This is a genomic window from Neisseria canis, from assembly GCF_900636765.1.
Classification (GTDB): Bacteria; Pseudomonadota; Gammaproteobacteria; order Burkholderiales; family Neisseriaceae; genus Neisseria; species Neisseria canis.
In genome coordinates this window covers 2,306,955-2,324,164 of sequence record NZ_LR134313.1, presented here as the reverse complement: position 1 = coordinate 2,324,164, position 17,210 = coordinate 2,306,955, and the positions used below count along the sequence as shown (strand labels likewise).

Below are 17,210 nucleotides of genomic sequence, written 5' to 3'. Positions count from 1 at the left end.
GAACTGTCCCCCAATCCTTGGACAAGTTAAGAATATTTCTCAAACAGCCTCTTCAAGCTGAGTTCTGTAGGCCACAGGGCTCAGCTTTTTCAAGTTTAAACTAATGCGCTCATGATTGTAGTAATGTATGTAATCATTGATCACCGTTGTCAGTTCGGCCACCGATAACGCACCTTCTTCGTAGAAGCTTTCCGTTTTCAATGTGCCGAAGAAACTCTCCATCGGCGCATTGTCCCGGCAGTTGCCTTTGCGCGACATACTTTGCATAATCCCGTTCTCAGCCAATTTCGCCCGATAAGCACTTGTCCGATACAGTACGCCTTGGTCGGAATGCAGCAGCGGCGTTGCCCCTTTCAGACGGCCGAATGCGTTATCCAACATTTGCGTTACCATGTCACCGTTCGCTCTGCGGCTTAAAGAATAGGCTACAATCTCGCGATTGAACACATCCAATATCGGCGATAAATACAGTTTGCCGTCTGTGCATTTAAACTCGGTCACATCGGTCAACCACTTATCTCGCGATTTGGCGGCACTAAATTCACGATTGAGAATGTTTGCCGAAGCTTCCCCTATGGCCTGCGGGCGATAGGTTCTTTTGCTGCGGACTTTGGCTTTTAACCCCAATAAACCCATAATGCGCCCGACTTTCTTTTTGTTCCACGACAATACGGCGGCAATCCGCCGCCGGCCGTAGCGGCCTTTGTGTTGGCGGTATACTTCGCTCACTGCGGTTTTGGCCGCAGCATCGGGGTCGGGTTTGCCGATAGGGTAATGGAAACTGCTTTTGGGGATGCCGGCACTGTGCAGCAGATATTTCAGCGGGTGTTTCGCCCTCAACTTTTGAACGGTTTCGCAGCTTTGGCGGCGTTCCCTTCCTTTTCGTTGAGGGCTTTCATGTGCTTTAGGTAGTCGTTCTCCGCACGCATATAGCGTAGTTCTTCAATCAGCTTTGCTTGGGTTTTTTCATGGTCGGGCTTATCGACGATAAACGGGTTTTTGCGTTTGGTTTTCATGGAGTGCGCCTGAGGGTGTTGCAGTGCGGCGATGCCGCCTTGCCGATAGGCGGCTACCCAACGGCGCAGGTGTGTGCGCGAGACGTTGAAGTGCTCTGCGGTGCGCTGTTGGCTGTGCACTTGGTGATAATGGAGTACGGCTCGGTATTTGAAGTCTAGTGTATATTTGTTCATAAGAAAACTGCACCTTTTTAGTCGGAGGGGTGTCCAACTTTTGGGGTGCAGTTCAGTAGCATACGGCCTTTCCTGCAAGAAAGATTGCATATGAGCTACACACAACTGACCCAAGACGAACGATACCACATCCAATACCTGTCCCGCCACCATAGCATCAGCGAAATCGCCAAACGGCTTAACCGCTATAAAAGCACCATCAGCCGCGAAATCAAACGGCACTGCCCACAAGGGCAGCAATACAGTGCCGAAAAAGCCCAACAGCAAAGCCGGCTTACCAAGCAGCGCAAAAGAAAGCCCTATAAGCTCCATTCGCAGCTGATCCAACACATCGCTACCCTCATCCGCCGCAAACTCAGTCCCGAACAAGTGTGCGCCTATTTGCACAAACACCACCAAATCACACTCCACCACAGCACCATTTACCGCTATCTGCGTCAAGACAAAAGCAACGGCGGCACTTTGCGGCAGCATCTCAGAATAGCCGGCAAATCCTACCGTAAACGCTACGGCAGTACATGGAGCAGAGGCAAAGTACCCGACCGCGTCGGCATTGAAAACCGACCCGCCATCGTCGACCAAAAATCCCGCATCGGCGATTGGGAAGCCGACACCGTCGTCGGCAAAGATCAGAAAAGCGCATTACTGACCTTGGTCGAGCGGGTTACCCGCTACACCATCATCTGCAAATTGAAGAACTTCAAAGCCCAAGATACGGCCAACGCCGTCATTCGGGCGCTGAGGGCGCATAAAGACAGGGTGCACACCATCACTATGGATAACGGCAAGGAATTCTACCGCCACACCCGAATAGCCAAAGTATTGGCAGCGGAAACTTATTTCTGCCGTCCTTACCGTTCTTGGGAAAAGGCGCTGAATGAAAACACCAACGGACTCATCCGCCAATATTTCCCCAAACAAACCGATTTCCGCAACATCAGCCATCGGGAGATACGCAGGGTTCAAGATGAACTGAACCATAGGCCAAGAAAAACACTTGGCTATGAAACGCCAAGTGTTTTATTCTTAAACCGGTTCCAACCTCTACTGCCTGAGTGTTGCACTTGAAATTCGAATCTAAGCTGTAAGAAACTCTAGCGTTGTTTACAGTATTTGAAAGACAATACTGCCATGAACATCCATAAAAACACCCGCCTTACCCCGCACCAACGCCAAGCCGTTTGGCGCGCCTATACGCAGGATAAAATCACCGTTACCTCACTGGCCCGGCAATACCAAGTCAGCAGGGTTACCATTTACCGCATCCTAAAGGCCGCACGGCTGCAGCTGCTCGCACCACAAAACAGCACCAACAACCGTTTCAAACAGGCCAAATACGGAATGAAGCGTTTGGCAAAAGTGGAAAAAACATCGAAGAAAAGCTCAAGAAACAGGCCAAACGCTACAACAAATCCTATCCCGGCGAAATGGTGCATTTCGACACCAAACGACTGCCTTTGTTGCAAAACCAAAAAGCAACCGCCTCGAGAGATTACCTGTTTGTCGCCATTGACGACTATTCCCGCGAACTGTATGCGGCCATTTTGCCCGACCGTACAGCGGCTAGTGCGGCCAAGTTCCTTTTGCGTGATGTGATTGACTGTTGTCCTTATACCATCGAATGTGCCTATTCGGATAACGGCATGGAATACCGTGGCAATGCGTCGCATCCGTTTGCGGTTGCCTGTGTGCAGAACAACATCAACCAGAAGTTTACCCGTATTGCCCGACCGCAGACCAACGGTAAGGCAGAACGGGTAATCCGCACCCTGATGGAAATGTGGCATGACAAAGTTCCGTTTATGGATTCGGAACACAGGCAGAAGGAATTGTGCCGTTTTGTGAATTTTTATAATACGGTTAAGCCGCATAAGGGCTTGAAGGGCGATACGCCTTTTGAGGTTTTACAGGCTTATTTTTCTCAATCTGTTGTGTAAACAACGCGAGGATTTCTTACATCTAAGCCTGTCTGAAAACATTTTTCAGACAGGCATTTTTCGTTTGTAAAATTTTTGTGCAAGCGGTGCATATTTTTCTTGCTATTTGAATTCGGATTTTGTATAGTTGTATTCAAATGAATACAAAAGAAATTATTTGAAATGAATGCAAGCAACAGAATACCGGTTAGTGTGAGAATTTCTCAGGAAGATGCTGATTTTATAGCTAATTTAAATATGGAAGATGCGAATACGCCTTCCGAGAAAATCCGCGAGCTATTGAAGCAGGCGCGTTTGGCGCATACGCAGATGCATGACTACGGCTCGGCGCTGAATGCAATGGAGCAGTTTTTCCAATCGGCCAAGCGCGATGTGCTGCATGCGGAAAAAGAATACGGCGTGCACTCCCACATTTTGGCGCGGGTGTTTGAACTGCTGCCGGATTTGGGCGCGACATTGGCCGCCGACTTGCGCGAGAATGCGGATTTGGAGATGCTGAAAAAATATGAGCGTGAAGTGATGTGGCGCATTGTCCGTCTGACCGACAGCATCTTCCAGCTGGCGGTTACCGGAAAAGGCGCCGCGTATGACGATAATGTGTTGGGCGAGTTGGAGAACACGCTGAAGCTGGCACAGATTGTGCAGCAGGCCGGCGATGTGTAAATGCAGACAAACAGGAAAGGAAAATATATGAGCGAAACATTGGCACGCAGAGTGGGGCGTTTGGTTAGCGGGGGTTTTCATGCTTTGGTGGATGCTGCGGAAAATTGGGCGCCCGAAGCGGTAATGAACGAAAGCATACGCGAAATCGAGCGGGCGGTTGACGAAGTGCGCGCGGAATTGGGCAAGGTGTTGGCGCAAAAGCATTTGGCGGCCAAGAAAATGGCGGATGAAAGCAACCGCCACGAAGCTTTGAGTGAAAGTTTGCAGGCTGCGGTTAACAGCGGCCGCGATGATTTGGCCGAGGCGGGCATTGCCGAGCAAATGGATATCGAAGCGCGTTTGCCGGTTTTGGAAAACACGATTGCCGATTGCGCTGCACAAGAAAAGGAGCTGGAAAGCTTTATTGCGGCCTTGCAGGCGAAAAAGCGCGAGATGCAGCAGCAATTGCAGGAATGGCGCGCTGCCCAGCAGCGTTCGGCGGGAGCCGGAGAGGCCGCAGGCGGTGATTTGAACCGCATTGTGCGCGATGCCGAAAAAAGCGGTAACACGTTTGACCGGGTAATGGGTCGCCAAAATGCGGTTCACAACAGCACCGAAGCTGCGCAACTGGCCAAGCTGAAAGAGCTGGAAGATTTAAGCCGCAGCAACCGGATCAAAGAGCGGCTGGCTGCGTTGAAAGCCAATAAGTAAGCCGTTTCAGACAGGCATTCGTCAAGCCAAACCATAATCGGGGTATGCCTGTCTGAAACATTCGGAAAGCAGATCATGTATCCATCTGAGCCTAAGCAAAAGAATAATAATAAATGGCTGGTTGTTGCGGCTGTTGTGCTGGTGTTGAGCATTGCAGGTTTGATTTACGACAATTGGGACGTTGCGGTTGTGGAAACACCGCCTGAATCCGCGCCGCCCAAACAGGCAGCTGCCGCACCGGTTGGCCGACCTGATGCCGCTGTGGTTAAGCAGCAGAAAATTGCGCCCGTTTCTTTACCTGCGCCTGAACCTGAGTCCGCCTCGGCCGTGCCGGCGAATAACGTGCAGCAGGATGGCGAAGTAAATGCCTGGTATGCACAAGCGCAGGCGCATATGCGGAATAAAGAATGGGATAAGGCTTTTCCGCTTTGGGAAAAAGCGGCGGCGAAAGGGCATGTGAAGGCTTTAAACAACCTCGCGGTTGCTTATTTGGAAGGAAGAGGGGTTAGCAAGGATATCGAGCGCGGTTGCCAGCTGATGGAGCATGCGGCAAGCAAAGGCGCTTCTGCGGCTGCTTGGTCGAATTTGGGCATGTGTATTGAAGATTTGCCTTCTCCTGATTATGAGAAAGCCGCGGCGGCTTATCAAAAAGCGGCACATGGCGGTATGGGGGATGCGCAAATGGCTTTGGGCAGGATGTATGCCGTCGGCAGGGGTGTGCCGCAGGAAACCTCTTTCGCGCTGTATTGGATGGGCATGGCCGCCGGCAACGGCTATCCGAATGCGCTGCAAAGGTTGGGCGAGTGTTTTTCCCAAAGGGGGTGCAGCAAACAATATTATGATCCGGCCATCGGTTATGCTTTGCAGCAGGCTGCGTTTGAACGCAGCGAAAAAAGCCGTGGCATTTTAAAGCCTTTCCACCAGTGGCGGCTGCGATCCAAGGCCTTGAGCGGCTTGAACGAACTCGAGAAAAAACACGCCGAAGAATATCGGGCCGAATGGGCCGGACTGGGCGATAAACAATTGGTGGAAGCCGCTTTACTCGCAAGCGGCGCCGTTAAGCCGAAGTAGATGCTTTTCAGACAGGCATTTGCCTTGCCAATACAAAGGAACAACTATGTGGGATTTAATCAATGCGCCGCAAACCCGGATTTTCGGTGTTGCCATTATGCTGATGGTGCTGCTGGGCGTGGTGGAGACTTTATCGCTGGTGTTCGGCGGTATCAGCGATTGGCTCGACGGCCTGCTGCCCGACAGTTTAACGGAGCCGGCGCATGCCGAAATCGGGTTGGACGGCGCGGATGCGGGTGTACTGGTGCGGTTTTTAAGCTGGCTTTATGTGGGCAAGATTCCGTTGCTGATGCTGATGGTAGTGTTTCTGGCCGTGTTCGGTTTGCTCGGCTATATCTTGCAGGCCTGTCTGAAAAACTTTGCCGGCTTCTATCTCAACGGTTTTTTGGCTGCGGCGGCCGTGTGGTTCGCCAGCTTGCCCGTGGTGCGGATGGTGGGCGGAGGGCTTTATAAAATCATGCCGAAAGACGAAACCACGGCGATTGAGCAAAAAAGCCTGATCGGCCGTGTCGGCGTGGTGGTGTTGGGCGAGGCGCGGCGCGGCAGCCCGGCGGAAGTGCGCGTGAAAGACAGCTTCGGCCAGCAGCATTATGTGATGGCCGAGCCGGATGACGGCAGCGTGTTGCAACAAGGCGAGGCTGTGTTGCTGGTGTCGCTGGAGGGAAATACGTTTAAAGCGATTGCCAATCCGAGCGGCAGCTTGGTGGATTAGTTGTTTCGACAGTTATGCCTGTCTGAAAAGCAGTAAATGGTCGGTTATATGATGGCTTATTTTTTAGTAATCGCTCTTTACGTTTTGGTCAGCCTGTATTTCAAATGGCTGCTCTCATGGGGCGGCGCAGAAAAGATTGAAGGCTGGTTGGCAGGTTTTTTAATCAATTTTAGGGCAACCGATTGGGATGCCGGGCAAATCCGGTTTTATGCTTTGCTCTCGTGGGTTGCGTGGACGGTTTTTTGCGTGTTGTTGCTGTTGGCCGGTTGAGGTGCAAAACATCAATATGCCTGCCTGAAAATCATTTTGCTGTGTGGTCTTTATTACATTTTGCTGTGTGGTCTTTATTAAAAGAAGAAAGGAAAATTTATGGGTTGGATTTCAATTGCAAGCATTGCCGGTATCGTGCTGGTTGCCTTGTTTGTGCTCGGCCTGATTCTGGCGCGTTTGTACCGCCGTGCGAGCAAGGAAGTATCGTTTGTGCGCACGGGCTTCGGCGGGGAAAAGGTGATTATGAACGGCGGCGCGCTGGTGTTGCCGGTGTTGCATGAAGTGATTCCGGTGAATATGAACACCTTGCGGCTGGAAGTGCGCCGCACGGCGCAGCAGGCTTTGATTACGCGCGACCGGATGCGTGTGGACGTGGCGGCGGAGTTTTATGTGCGCGTGAAGCCCACTTCCGACAGCGTAGCCACGGCGGCGCAGACTTTGGGCATGAAAACCATGTCGCCCGAGCAGCTGAAAGATTTGGTGGAAGGTAAATTTGTGGATGCGCTGCGCGCGGTGGCTTCCCAAATGGCTATGGAAGAGCTGCACGAAAAACGGGGCGATTTTGTGCAGAAAGTGCAGCAAGTGGTATCGGAAGATTTGTTTAAAAACGGCTTGGAGCTGGAAACCGTGTCGCTGACCGGCTTGGATCAAACGGCGTTTGAATTTTTCAACCCGCAAAACGCGTTTGACGCCGAAGGTTTGACCAAACTGACCGAAACCATCGAAGTGCGCCGCAAAAAGCGCAACGATATCGAGCAAGACACGGATTTGGCGATTAAAACCAAAAACTTGGAAGCGGAGCGCACACGCCTGCAAATCCTGCGCGAAGAAGAATATGCCAAATTGGAGCAGGAGCGTGAAATTGCCGTGCGCAAAGCCGAGCAGGAAGCCAGCATTGCCGAGCAGGAAGCGGCTAAAAAACGTGAAGCCGAAGAAGCGCAAATCGCCGCTGCACGCGAAGTGGATTTGAAACGCATTTTGGCCGAGCGCGATATTAAAAACGAAGACATCCGCAAAGCGCAGGCTGTGGAGCAGGCGGAAGTAGAGCGACGCAAAGCGATTGAGCTGGCCGAGCAGGACCGCGCGATTGCGGTGGCGGAAAAATCCCGCGCCGAATCGGAGGCGAAAGCAGAAGCCGACAAAGCGCGAGCGGCGGCGGTGCGCGAAGAAGAAAGCGTGATAACCGTGCGCGAAACCGAGCGTGCCGAGCGCGCCAAAGCGGTGGAATTGATTGCGGCAACGGAAGCGGCGCAGAAAGAAGCGATTGCCGTAACTGTGGCTGCGGAAGCCGAGAAACAGGCGGCGCAAGACCGTGCGGAAGCCGTGCGCATTGCGGCTCAGGCCGAGGCGGAGCAGGCGCGTTTGGAAGCCCAAGGTAAAGCGGATGCGCAAGTTTTGCTGGCTCAGGCGCAAGAGCAGCAATATAAAGTGGATGCCGAAGGTAAGCGCGCGGTAAACGAAGCGGCCAATGTGCTTTCGATCGAGCAGATTGAAATGCAGATCCGTTTGGCTATGCTGAAACATCTGCCGGACATCATCCGCGAATCCGTGCGTCCGATGGAAAACATCGACGACATCAAGATTCTGCAAGTCAACGGTTTGGGCGGTTTCGGCGGCGCAAGTGCGGCAGAGGGTGCGGAAGGTGCGGCACAGCAAGGCAATCTGGCCGACCAAATGGTTAACAGCGCGTTGCGCTACCGCAGTCAAGCTCCTTTGGTTGACGGTTTGTTGAAAGAATTGGGCTTAAACGGCGGCGACATCAACGGTTTGACGCAGGCTTTGGACAAACCGGTCGGCTCGAAGACCGAACCGTCGTAATCCGGCCATAAAAATGCCTGTCTGAAAAATGTTTTCAGACAGGCATTTTTATCGGGGGGCAGTTTAAAATAGAGCAAACGAACTTACTTTTTGCTTTATCGGGCCGACCTTAAAATTTCCATATCCGTTAAATTTATCGAATATTTTCTTGAAATATCTGAAAATAGACTTATGTAGAAAATGTTGCTTGCCATTTTGCAGGTAATTTAACTTGGAAAGGAAAACACAATGAGACGTAACTACGAATCACAAAAAGATGCTTTGCTGCAAGAAATCCGTTCGGTATTAAACGATGCGGAAGCGCTGTATGACCAAGGTATCGAGCGTGGCGCGGAAGAAACCAAAGCTTTGAAAGAAAAGCTGCAATCCAAACTTGAGCGCGCACAATCAAAACTGAGTGATTTTGAAGAGCGTGCTTATGAAGAAGCGCGTTACCGTGTCCGTCAGGTTGATGATTATGTGAACGACAAGCCTTACTACGCAATGGGCTTTGCTGCTTTGGCAGGTTTGGTTACAGGCATTCTGCTGACCCGTCGTTAATTCATATCGTCAAACCGCCGGGCCTTTCCGGCGGTTTCCGTGTTTAATTTAGAAAGGCGAAGCCTATGGGTATTAAACAGGAAATTACCGGTATTAAAGCCATCTTCGGCCAAGGTATCCATTTGCTGCTGCTGCGTTTGCGTGTGCTGCGTTTGGATGTTGAAGAGCAGGCTGCGGGTGTGTTGAAAATCTTCGCCATGATTATGGCTGCCGCCGTGTGCTGCCTGATAGGCCTGACCGCACTGCTTTTCGGTTTGAATACCGTGTTGTCGGACGAAGCCAAAATTTGGACGTTTTTCGGAACCGCCGGCGTTGCACTGCTTTTGGTGCTTTGTTTGATTTTACAAATTCCTTCAATCTGGCGCAGCGGAAGCGAAAAAGTCAGCCAAACTTTTCAAGATATGCAGGAAGACTTGGCTTATCTGAACGACAAGACTGAACGCGGCCGTAAAGAATAACAGGGAGGAGCAGACACATGCCTAACAAGAGCAAACGTGAAGAACGCGAACTTTTAGAGCTGGAATGCAAGCTCGCACGTTTGAAAATCGATTTGGAGCGCCAAAAATTAAGGCGCTCGCGCCGGCAAGAGCCCGACGGGCCGGCCGCACAGGTTTTGGATTTGGTCAGCAACATGCCCAGCCAGAGCTTGTGGAAAAGCGTGCTGCTGCCCATCAAGTGGAAACACCGGGCTATGTTGGGCGCGGCATTGATGGCTTTTGAGTTTTGGAAGAAAAAGCGCTAAGCCCGAGTTTTGATTGGAATGCCTGTCTGAAAACGGTTCAGACAGGCATTTGCTTGTGCGCAAAACCTTGAAATCCCATCATGTGCCTTAATATAGGCAGCGTTTAATGTTTTTGAAGCTTCTGATACTTATGATTACTGTAAATACCCTGCAAAAAATGAAGGCTGGAGGCGAGAAAATCGCCATGCTCACCTGCTATGAGGCCAGCTTTGCATCTTTGATGAACGAAGCAGGCGTGGATATGCTTTTGGTGGGCGACTCTTTAGGCATGACGGTGCAAGGACAAAGCTCCACTCTGCCGGTAACTTTGCAGGATATGTGTTACCACACCGCGGCGGTTGCGCGCGGTAACAAGCAGGCCATGATTGTGGCCGATTTGCCTTTCGGCGCCTACCAGCAAAGCAAGGAGCAGGCTTTTGCCGCTTCCGCCGAGCTAATGGCGGCCGGAGCACACATGGTGAAATTGGAAGGCGGTGTGTGGATGGCGGAAACTACCGGATTTTTGCAGATGCGCGGTATCCCCGTGTGCGCGCATATCGGGCTGACGCCGCAGTCGGTGCATGCTTTCGGCGGCTATAAAGTTCAAGGCAAGGGCGATGCGGCTGCACAGGCTTTGCTGAATGATGCCAAAGCACATGATGAAGCGGGTGCGGCGATGGTGTTGATGGAGTGCGTGCCTGCCGAGCTGGGCAAACTGGTTACCCAAAGCGTTTCCTGCCCGACCATCGGTATCGGGGCGGGTGTCGATTGCGACGGGCAGGTGCTGGTGATGCACGATATGCTGGGTGTGTTCCCGGGCAAAACCGCTAAATTCGTGAAAAATTTTATGGAAGGGCAAACCAGCATTCAAGCGGCCGTGAAAGCTTATGTGGATGCGGTTAAAAACCAAACCTTTCCGGCTGAAGAACACATTTTTAAAGCTTAAACAAGGATAAGCATTTATGAAAATCATCCATTCCATTCAAGAGCTTCGCGAATGGAGAAAAAATGCGGGCAGCGTGGCTTTCGTGCCCACGATGGGCAATCTGCACGAAGGGCATCTGGCTTTGGTGCGCGAAGCCAAAAAACATGCCGACCAAGTGGTGGTGAGCATTTTTGTGAACCGCCTGCAATTCGGGCAAGGCGAGGATTTCGATAAATATCCGCGCACGTTGCAGCAGGATGCGGGCAAACTGAAAGGCGAAGGCGTGGCTGTGGTGTTTGCGCCCGACGAGCAGGAGCTTTATCCGCGTGTGCAGCAGCAATACAATGTGGAGCCGCCGAATCTGCAAAACGAGCTGTGCGGCGCGTTCAGGCCGGGGCATTTCCGCGGTGTGGCTACCGTTGTAACCAAGCTGTTTAATATCGTGCAAGCCGATGTGGCTTGCTTCGGCAAGAAAGATTACCAGCAATTGACCATTATTCAGGGCATGGTGGATGATTTGAATATGAACATCCGTATCGTGCCTGTGGACACGGGCAGGGCCGCCGACGGTTTGGCTTTATCCAGCCGCAACCAGTATTTGAGTGCGGAGGAGCGCGCCGAAGCGCCGCGCCTTTATCGCGAATTATCGCAGATGGCACAGGCGATTCGGGATGGAAATGTGAATTATGCCGAGTTGGAGCAGGCAGCCAAGCAGCGTTTGCGTGATGCTGGCTGGGTTGTGGATTATATCGAAGTGCGCCATGCCGGTAATTTGCAGGTGGCGCATGCGGGCGACAAGCATGTGGTGGTTGTGGCGGCGGCGCGTTTAGGCAACACGCGCTTGATTGACAATATCGAAGTGCATCTGTAAACCGTTTTGCGATTGGATGAAACCATGCCTGTCTGAACAGTAGCTTTCAGACAGGCATGGTTTATGTGGCGGATGTTTAATATGCCTGTCTGAAAATATTTTCAGGGTTTGGCCAGTATGCGTGTAACCGTATCGACGATGGCTTGGGTTTGCGGGTCAATTTCGATATTGACGCTGTCGCCTGCTTGTTTGATGCCGAATAAGGTGAGCCGCAAGGTTTCGGGGATGAGGTGGACGTTGAATTCCTCACCGGTTACTTCGCCTATGGTCAGGCTGCAACCGTCTAAGCCGGCGAAGCCTTTGGGCAGGATGTAGGGTTTGAGCGCGTGGGGGAGGGCGAACCACACGGTTTTGTTGTGTGGGCTTTCTTCTATGCGGGTGATGCGGGTAACGGCGCTGATGTGGCCGCTCATCAAGTGGCCGCCGATTTCGTCGCCGAAGCGGGCGGCGCGTTCGAGGTTTACGGCATCGCCCGCTTCGAGTTCGCCGAGATTGGTTTTCCTGAGGGTTTCGGCCATCAGGTCGAACTTGACTTGTCTGCCGTTGATGTGGGTAATGGTAAGGCAGCAGCCGTTGTTGGCAACGGATGCGCCGGTTTGCAGATTGTCTGCCATGTGCCCGGGCAGCTCGACGGTAAGCGTGCGGAAGTCTTCCGAGGGGCTGTCGACTGCGATGATGGTGCCGGTGCCTTGAACGATACCTGTAAACATGGTTTTGCTTTCTAAATGAAAAATTGTAGGAATGCCTGTCTGAAAAAGCGGGGAATGCTTTTCAGACAGGCATGGTTTTATTCTTCGCACTCGTGGCAGCTGGGTTGGCTGCTTTCTTGCAGACGAATGCGTTTGCGGGCTTCTGCGGCTTCAAAGCGGCATTGCTGGCGTTCGTTGGTAATTTGCAGCGGCGGCACGGCTACCGGCTTGCCGTTGTCAACGGCAACCATGGTGAAATAGCAGCTGTTGGTGTGGCGCACGGTGCGTTCGCGGATGTTTTGCGCTTCTACGCGGATACCGACTTCCATCGAGGTGCGGCCGACATGGTTGACGCTGGCAAGAAAGGTAACGAGTTCGCCCACATGAATCGGCTCTTTAAAGGTAACTTTGTCCACAGAGAGGGTAACGCAGTAGTGGCCGCTGTAACGGCTGGCGCAGGCGTAGGCAACTTGGTCGAGCAGTTTGAGCAGGTCGCCGCCGTGTACGTTGCCGCTGAAGTTGGCCATGTCTGGCGTCATTAAAACGGACATTTGAAGCTCTGATTGAGGAAGGTTTTGATTGTCGTTCATATTGTTCTCTTTTGATTGTTTGAGGTTGCGGAAAATCGTTTTCAGACAGGCATCGGGTTAAATCCACTTGCGGCGGTGGAAATAAATAAGCAGGGCCGACACGATGCAGATCATGGCCAGCCAGACCATATAATATCCGTAGCGCCAATGTAGCTCGGGCATGTTGTCGAAATTCATGCCGTAGATGCCGGTAATCAGGGTGAGCGGCATGAAAATGATGGTAATCACGGTGAGCACGCGCATCTGCATGTTGAGCCGGTTGGACTGGTAAGACAAATGCACGTCCATCATGCTCTGCACGGAATCGCGCGAGGCATCGAGCGATTCGGAAAGCTGGAGCAGGTGGTCGTAGGCGTCGCGCAGGTAGATATGGGCTTCGTTGTGGAAAATGGGAAAATCGCCGCGTAAAAGCTGAACCATCATGTCGCGCATGGGTGAAAGCGTGCGGCGCAGGCGCACGGCGTCGCGCTTGAGACGGTGGATTTTCGGCAGCAGATCGGTGGTGTTGCTACCGGTGTTGGCAAACAGGTTTTTGTCAATCGCCTCCACGCGGTTATTGAAATGATCGAGGGTGATGAAATAATCGTCGACCAGGCGGTCGATGAAGGTATAGGAGAGGAAAACGGGGCTTTTGTCGCGCAGGCCGGTGCGGTTGTCGACAATGTGTTTGCGGATGCTGCTGAGCAGCCCGAGCGGGCGCTGCTGGAAGGTGAGGACGAAATTGTGCCCGATAATCAGGTACACCGGGTCTGAAACGAGCTTGCTGCCGCCGTATTGGAACACGCGGGTGGCGATAAAGAGGTAGTTGTCGTAATCCTCTGCTTTGGGGCGCTGGTTGCGGTTGAGCAAGTCTTCGATGACCAGCTCGTGAATGCCGTAGGGCGCAAGCAGGGTTTTGAGCGTGGCGCCATCGTTAACGCCGACGAAATGCAGCCAGTTGATGTGCTCCGAATCCGGGCCGTGGGGAATAAGCGCCGTGTGTTCCGGCAGGTTGCCGTTGCTTAGGATCAGGTCGCGGGTGGCGCATTCTTTGGGGCTGTAAAGCGTTTGGTGCACGGCGTGTTTGGGCGTATTTTCCGTGCTGCTGCGTTTGGGTGCGGCTTCGTTCATGGCGGCAAAGGTGTATCGGTTCGGAGAGGCAAAGTATAATGGAAATGCCTGTCTGAAGCCACTTGGCCGGGCGGGTGTCTATTCTAACCATAGCCGATATTGATGAGTTATGCCGTACACACCATTATGCTGCCTGCTGGCCGACGGGCGCTGTGCAGATTTATACCGCCCTGATTTGTTGGATAAACAGGATACGCTCAGATTGCAGGCGCGGCCTGAATTGGCGCAGCGGGCGGATTGGCGGGTGAGCCGCTATTTGAAACAGCGGGCGGCTTCGCCGGTGCGGTCTTTGTCGCACAGCAACGGCATGGCGGCGGTGTTGTGCGGCGGTGCAGGTTTGGCAGTGGGTGTGGATATTGAATATATCCGCCCGAGGGATTTCGCGTTGTTAGCCGAATGGGTGGCGCAGCCTTACGAGCAGATAGAATTGGCGGCGCGCGGATGGCAAGCCGATGATTTCTATGAATTGTGGACGCTGAAAGAGGCGCTGCTTAAGGCGGGCGGCTTGGGTTTTCCCGAAGCAATGAAAGCGGTGGGCCGGCAACCCGGTACCGGCGGCAAAACGGGTTTGCATGTGCAAGGCTGCGGCGGCTGGCGGGGTGTCACTTATAAAATCGGCCGTGATTTTATGTTGGCTTGTGTTTGGCGCGGAGAAGGGGCGCTGGAGCTGCGCATGGAAGGTGGCTTTGAAGCGGAGGCGGTAAACGTGGGCAGCTATGATTGAGCGGAGATGTTCGGTTTGGGTTTGGCTATAAACAATGCCTGTCTGAAAAAGTTTCAGACAGGCATTTTCGGCTTCAGTTTTGTTATTCCTGCCAGCGTTTGAATATCAGTGAGGTGTTCACGCCGCCGAAGGCGAAGTTGTTGTTCATCACATAGTCGGTTCTGATTTCACGCCCTTCGCCGCGGATATAGTCCACTTTGCCGCAAAGCGGGTCGATATTGTCCAGATTGACGGTGGGCGCAAACCAGCTGCTGTTCATCATTTCAATGGAAAACCAAGATTCCAAAGACCCGCAGGCGCCGAGTGTGTGGCCGAAATAGCTTTTTTGCGAACTCATGGGCACATGTCCGAAAACGGCTTCCGTGGCCAAAGTTTCGGCGATGTCTCCTTTTTCGGTAGCTGTGCCGTGCCCGTTCACATAGCCGATTTGGCCCGGCCGAATGCCGGCGTCTTTCAAGGCCATTTCCATGCAGCGCTGCATGGTGGCTTTTTGCGGCTGGGTAATATGGCTGCCGTCGCTGTTGGCGCCGTAACCCACGATTTCGGCATAGATTTTTGCACCGCGCGCGCGCGCATGTTCCAATTCTTCCAGCACCAAAAAGCATCCGCCTTCGCCGATAACGAGGCCGTCGCGACCGCTGTCGTAGGGGCGGGGGGTGAGTTCGGGTTCGTGGCTGCGGCGGCTGGCGGCATAGAGTGAATCGAATACATACACTTCGGATGGACAGAATTCTTCGCTGCCGCCGCTGAGCATCATGTCTATCAGGCCGTATTTGATGGCTTCGTAAGAATAACCTATGGCCTGGCTGCTGGAGGAGCAGGCGCTGGAGGTGGGAATGAGGCGCCCGGTAAGTCCGAAGAAGATACCGACATTGGCCGGAACGGTGTGCGGCATCATGCGCACATAGGTGTTGGCGTTGAAATTGCGCGAGTTGCCGTGCAATACCAAATCGCCCATCACGCCGGTGTCTTTGGTGCTACCCACCGATGAGCCTCCGGCCACGCCCATGCGGCCGTCTTTGATACGCTCGTCGCCCAAAAGTCCGGCATCGGCCAAAGCCTGTTCGGCGGCATCAACCGCCATTTGCGTACCGCGCCCCATGCTGCGCAGCTGTTTGCGCGTCCAGTGGGCGGGCGGTTGGTAGTTTTCCACTATCGCACCCAAGCGCGCTTCCAACTCGGGAAACTGCTCCGACCAATCCATGCTTTTTACGGCGTTTTTACCTTTTAGAAAGCCTGTCTGAATGCTTTTCCAATCGCGCCCGAATGCGGTAATCCCACCGACGCCTGTAACGACAACCCGTCTCAACACAAACCTCCGTTTACTGCAATAACCTGCCGCGTGATATACGCTGCTTTCTCATCCATCAAAAACCGAACGGCATGCGCCACTTCTTCCGGCGAACCCATGCGTGCGGCAGGTACGGCTTTTAAAATCTCTTCCACCGGCACGTTTTCATCCACAATTTCCGTATCAATCAGACCGGGAGCCACGCAGTTGACCGTGATTTTCCGCTTGGCGAGCTCCACCGCCAGAGCTTTGGCCGCACCGATAATACCGGCTTTGGAAGCGCTGTAATTGACCTGGCCGCGGTTGCCCGTGATACCGGACACGGAAGCCATACACACAATACGCCCCGCTTTGCGGCGGCGTATCATCGGCATTACGAGCGGATGCAGTACATTATAAAAACCATCCAAATTGGTACGCAGAACCTGATCCCAGTCTTCGTCTTCAAAAGCCGGAAAAGCGTTGTCGCGCGTTAAACCGGCATTGAGCACCACACCGTAATAAGCACCGTGTGCTTCAATATCGGCTGCAAGCGCTTCACGGCATTGGCTTCGGTCGGAAACGTCAAACTGCAAAACTCTGGCCCGTCTGCCCAAAGCGCGCACGGATTCGGCCACGGTTTCCGCTTCTTCGCGGCGGCTGCGGCAATGGACTACAATGTCGTAGCCGTCTTGCGCCAAGCCCAAAGCAATTGCTTTGCCGATGCCTCGGTTTGAGCCGGTGATTAAAATGGTTTCGCTCATGCGTTTTCCTTAAAATTGAGAAATGGGGGTAGGTATGCTTGGCCGATCACAATGCCTGTCTGAAAAAAACGACATTCGGCTCAAGCGGTTTGCCCTTCTTTCGGGCTGTAAACATTCAGGGCGGCCTGCGCCAGCAAGCCGTCGGCAGGCAATGTGTTTTTTGCATGTTCCGGCGCGTCAATCCAATGCAGAGTGCAGTCAAATACGCCAAAACCGGTTGAATCTATTACGGATTCTTTAACTTTTACCTGTAATTGGGTACCAATCGGAATATTGTCGGCAAATAAATCCAGCTTGCGGGTGCCTAGTAAGAAGCCCAGTTTGATTGGTTCGCCTGCGTTGGCGGCATGGCAGCCCATCAAAGCGCCTATGCCTTGCGCCATAATTTCTATGCTGGAAGAGCAAGGCAGGTAGTTGTTTTTCAGAAGAATATGATTTTCGCTGATTTTCGCCGTGGCGCAAAGGTGGCCGGCGCCGTAATCTGTGATGCAGTCAAGTAAAACCATATGGCCGCTGTGCGGCAACAGTGGTGCAACAGATGTGATTGGGCAGGTGAGCGGGGCATTCATGGATGATATGGGCTGTAATGTAGCGGGGTTGATTTAAATAATAATGTGCAATTATATTGCATTGCTGTTTTTTGTTAAAACCTTAG

Annotated in this window: 21 protein-coding genes and 1 pseudogene; 14 read left to right on the top strand and 8 right to left on the bottom strand. The window is 52.8% G+C overall.

Annotated elements, in window-relative coordinates:
* Positions 1-39 precede the first annotated feature (39 nt).
* Together EL143_RS11045 and EL143_RS11040 are read right to left on the bottom strand one after the other, a co-directional pair.
* Positions 40-840, bottom strand: coding sequence for an IS3 family transposase (locus EL143_RS11045; protein ID WP_126326775.1), 801 nt, complete (start codon positions 838-840; stop codon positions 40-42).
* Positions 837-1,190, bottom strand: coding sequence for a helix-turn-helix domain-containing protein (locus EL143_RS11040; protein WP_126326773.1), 354 nt, complete (start codon positions 1,188-1,190; stop codon positions 837-839). The genes EL143_RS11045 and EL143_RS11040 overlap by 4 nt, the downstream gene beginning before the upstream one ends.
* Positions 1,191-1,280: 90 nt before the next feature.
* Between EL143_RS11040 and EL143_RS11035 the strand changes: the two genes are divergently transcribed.
* The 13 genes and pseudogenes from EL143_RS11035 to panC all read left to right on the top strand — a co-directional run bounded on the left by EL143_RS11035 (position 1,281) and on the right by panC (position 11,408).
* The gene (locus EL143_RS11035) at positions 1,281-2,258 is read left to right on the top strand and encodes an IS30 family transposase (protein ID WP_126326771.1); all 978 of its coding nucleotides are present in this window, start codon (positions 1,281-1,283) and stop codon (positions 2,256-2,258) included.
* 63 nt (positions 2,259-2,321) lie between these two features.
* Positions 2,322-3,127: pseudogene (locus EL143_RS13020) on the top strand (integrase core domain-containing protein).
* 162 nt (positions 3,128-3,289) lie between these two features.
* A complete protein-coding gene (locus EL143_RS11025; protein ID WP_085416700.1) occupies positions 3,290-3,790 on the top strand; it encodes a hypothetical protein in 501 nt (166 codons plus the stop codon).
* A gap of 27 nt (positions 3,791-3,817) precedes the next feature.
* A complete protein-coding gene (locus EL143_RS11020; protein ID WP_085416701.1) occupies positions 3,818-4,480 on the top strand; it encodes a PspA/IM30 family protein in 663 nt (220 codons plus the stop codon).
* 75 nt (positions 4,481-4,555) lie between these two features.
* Positions 4,556-5,551, top strand: a complete 996-nt coding sequence (locus tag EL143_RS11015; protein WP_085416702.1) for a tetratricopeptide repeat protein — start codon at positions 4,556-4,558, stop codon at positions 5,549-5,551.
* A gap of 46 nt (positions 5,552-5,597) precedes the next feature.
* The gene (locus EL143_RS11010) at positions 5,598-6,263 is read left to right on the top strand and encodes a YqiJ family protein (protein ID WP_085416703.1); all 666 of its coding nucleotides are present in this window, start codon (positions 5,598-5,600) and stop codon (positions 6,261-6,263) included.
* Between the two features lie 36 nt (positions 6,264-6,299).
* On the top strand, positions 6,300-6,533 hold the full coding sequence (locus EL143_RS11005) for a hypothetical protein (protein WP_085416704.1): 234 nt from the start codon (positions 6,300-6,302) through the stop codon (positions 6,531-6,533).
* Between the two features lie 99 nt (positions 6,534-6,632).
* Complete coding sequence (locus EL143_RS11000; RefSeq protein ID WP_085416705.1) at positions 6,633-8,351, top strand: flotillin family protein; 1,719 nt, start codon at positions 6,633-6,635, stop codon at positions 8,349-8,351.
* Positions 8,352-8,579: 228 nt separating this feature from the next.
* Entirely contained in the window at positions 8,580-8,891 is a 312-nt protein-coding gene (locus tag EL143_RS10995; protein WP_009117081.1) for a DUF883 family protein, read from the top strand.
* A gap of 65 nt (positions 8,892-8,956) precedes the next feature.
* The gene (locus EL143_RS10990) at positions 8,957-9,349 is read left to right on the top strand and encodes a phage holin family protein (protein ID WP_085416706.1); all 393 of its coding nucleotides are present in this window, start codon (positions 8,957-8,959) and stop codon (positions 9,347-9,349) included.
* Between the two features lie 17 nt (positions 9,350-9,366).
* Complete coding sequence (locus EL143_RS10985; RefSeq protein WP_085416707.1) at positions 9,367-9,633, top strand: hypothetical protein; 267 nt, start codon at positions 9,367-9,369, stop codon at positions 9,631-9,633.
* A 130-nt stretch (positions 9,634-9,763) separates the two neighbouring features.
* Entirely contained in the window at positions 9,764-10,558 is a 795-nt protein-coding gene (gene panB, locus EL143_RS10980; protein ID WP_085416756.1) for a 3-methyl-2-oxobutanoate hydroxymethyltransferase, read from the top strand.
* Positions 10,559-10,574: 16 nt separating this feature from the next.
* Positions 10,575-11,408 carry a pantoate--beta-alanine ligase gene (gene panC / locus EL143_RS10975; protein WP_085416708.1) on the top strand — a complete coding sequence of 278 codons (834 nt, stop codon included), beginning with the start codon at positions 10,575-10,577 and terminating at the stop codon, positions 11,406-11,408.
* 101 nt (positions 11,409-11,509) lie between these two features.
* On the opposite strand, the gene EL143_RS10970 is transcribed toward panC, so the two are convergent.
* The 3 genes from EL143_RS10970 to corA all read right to left on the bottom strand — a co-directional run bounded on the left by EL143_RS10970 (position 11,510) and on the right by corA (position 13,797).
* Positions 11,510-12,118: a riboflavin synthase subunit alpha gene (locus EL143_RS10970; RefSeq protein WP_085416709.1), complete on the bottom strand. Its 609-nt coding sequence runs from the start codon at positions 12,116-12,118 to the stop codon at positions 11,510-11,512.
* Between the two features lie 77 nt (positions 12,119-12,195).
* Positions 12,196-12,687, bottom strand: a complete 492-nt coding sequence (locus tag EL143_RS10965; protein ID WP_085416710.1) for an acyl-CoA thioesterase — start codon at positions 12,685-12,687, stop codon at positions 12,196-12,198.
* Between the two features lie 57 nt (positions 12,688-12,744).
* Positions 12,745-13,797, bottom strand: coding sequence for a magnesium/cobalt transporter CorA (gene corA / locus EL143_RS10960; protein WP_085416711.1), 1,053 nt, complete (start codon positions 13,795-13,797; stop codon positions 12,745-12,747).
* Positions 13,798-13,906: 109 nt separating this feature from the next.
* Here corA and EL143_RS10955 point away from each other — a divergent pair, with 109 nt between their 5' ends.
* The gene (locus EL143_RS10955; protein WP_085416712.1) at positions 13,907-14,521 is read left to right on the top strand and encodes a 4'-phosphopantetheinyl transferase family protein; all 615 of its coding nucleotides are present in this window, start codon (positions 13,907-13,909) and stop codon (positions 14,519-14,521) included.
* Between the two features lie 82 nt (positions 14,522-14,603).
* Here the strand turns inward: EL143_RS10955 and EL143_RS10950 are convergent, their stop codons facing one another.
* The 3 genes from EL143_RS10950 to EL143_RS10940 all read right to left on the bottom strand — a co-directional run bounded on the left by EL143_RS10950 (position 14,604) and on the right by EL143_RS10940 (position 17,124).
* Positions 14,604-15,833, bottom strand: coding sequence for a beta-ketoacyl-ACP synthase (locus tag EL143_RS10950; RefSeq protein WP_085416713.1), 1,230 nt, complete (start codon positions 15,831-15,833; stop codon positions 14,604-14,606).
* A complete protein-coding gene (gene fabG / locus EL143_RS10945; RefSeq protein WP_085416714.1) occupies positions 15,827-16,555 on the bottom strand; it encodes a 3-oxoacyl-ACP reductase FabG in 729 nt (242 codons plus the stop codon). Before fabG ends, EL143_RS10950 begins: the two co-directional genes overlap by 7 nt.
* 80 nt (positions 16,556-16,635) lie before the next feature.
* Complete coding sequence (locus EL143_RS10940) at positions 16,636-17,124, bottom strand: ApeP family dehydratase (RefSeq protein WP_085416715.1); 489 nt, start codon at positions 17,122-17,124, stop codon at positions 16,636-16,638.
* Positions 17,125-17,210 lie beyond the last annotated feature (86 nt).

Bases quoted from the DNA above. Each gene is read 5' to 3' on its own strand.
- EL143_RS10995 (WP_009117081.1), top strand. From the start codon at position 8,580: ATGAGACGTAACTACGAATCACAAAAAGATGCTTTGCTGCAAGAAATC.
- EL143_RS11035 (WP_126326771.1), top strand. From the start codon at position 1,281: ATGAGCTACACACAACTGACCCAAGACGAACGATACCACATCCAATAC.
- EL143_RS11040 (WP_126326773.1), bottom strand. From the start codon at position 1,190: ATGAACAAATATACACTAGACTTCAAATACCGAGCCGTACTCCATTAT.
- corA (WP_085416711.1), bottom strand. From the start codon at position 13,797: ATGAACGAAGCCGCACCCAAACGCAGCAGCACGGAAAATACGCCCAAA.
- EL143_RS11010 (WP_085416703.1), top strand. From the start codon at position 5,598: ATGTGGGATTTAATCAATGCGCCGCAAACCCGGATTTTCGGTGTTGCC.
- EL143_RS10965 (WP_085416710.1), bottom strand. From the start codon at position 12,687: ATGAACGACAATCAAAACCTTCCTCAATCAGAGCTTCAAATGTCCGTT.
- EL143_RS10955 (WP_085416712.1), top strand. From the start codon at position 13,907: ATGCCGTACACACCATTATGCTGCCTGCTGGCCGACGGGCGCTGTGCA.
- fabG (WP_085416714.1), bottom strand. From the start codon at position 16,555: ATGAGCGAAACCATTTTAATCACCGGCTCAAACCGAGGCATCGGCAAA.
- EL143_RS10985 (WP_085416707.1), top strand. From the start codon at position 9,367: ATGCCTAACAAGAGCAAACGTGAAGAACGCGAACTTTTAGAGCTGGAA.
- EL143_RS10990 (WP_085416706.1), top strand. From the start codon at position 8,957: ATGGGTATTAAACAGGAAATTACCGGTATTAAAGCCATCTTCGGCCAA.
- EL143_RS11020 (WP_085416701.1), top strand. From the start codon at position 3,818: ATGAGCGAAACATTGGCACGCAGAGTGGGGCGTTTGGTTAGCGGGGGT.
- EL143_RS11000 (WP_085416705.1), top strand. From the start codon at position 6,633: ATGGGTTGGATTTCAATTGCAAGCATTGCCGGTATCGTGCTGGTTGCC.
- EL143_RS11015 (WP_085416702.1), top strand. From the start codon at position 4,556: ATGTATCCATCTGAGCCTAAGCAAAAGAATAATAATAAATGGCTGGTT.
- EL143_RS11025 (WP_085416700.1), top strand. From the start codon at position 3,290: ATGAATGCAAGCAACAGAATACCGGTTAGTGTGAGAATTTCTCAGGAA.
- EL143_RS11005 (WP_085416704.1), top strand. From the start codon at position 6,300: ATGGTCGGTTATATGATGGCTTATTTTTTAGTAATCGCTCTTTACGTT.
- EL143_RS10940 (WP_085416715.1), bottom strand. From the start codon at position 17,124: ATGAATGCCCCGCTCACCTGCCCAATCACATCTGTTGCACCACTGTTG.
- panC (WP_085416708.1), top strand. From the start codon at position 10,575: ATGAAAATCATCCATTCCATTCAAGAGCTTCGCGAATGGAGAAAAAAT.
- panB (WP_085416756.1), top strand. From the start codon at position 9,764: ATGATTACTGTAAATACCCTGCAAAAAATGAAGGCTGGAGGCGAGAAA.
- EL143_RS10970 (WP_085416709.1), bottom strand. From the start codon at position 12,118: ATGTTTACAGGTATCGTTCAAGGCACCGGCACCATCATCGCAGTCGAC.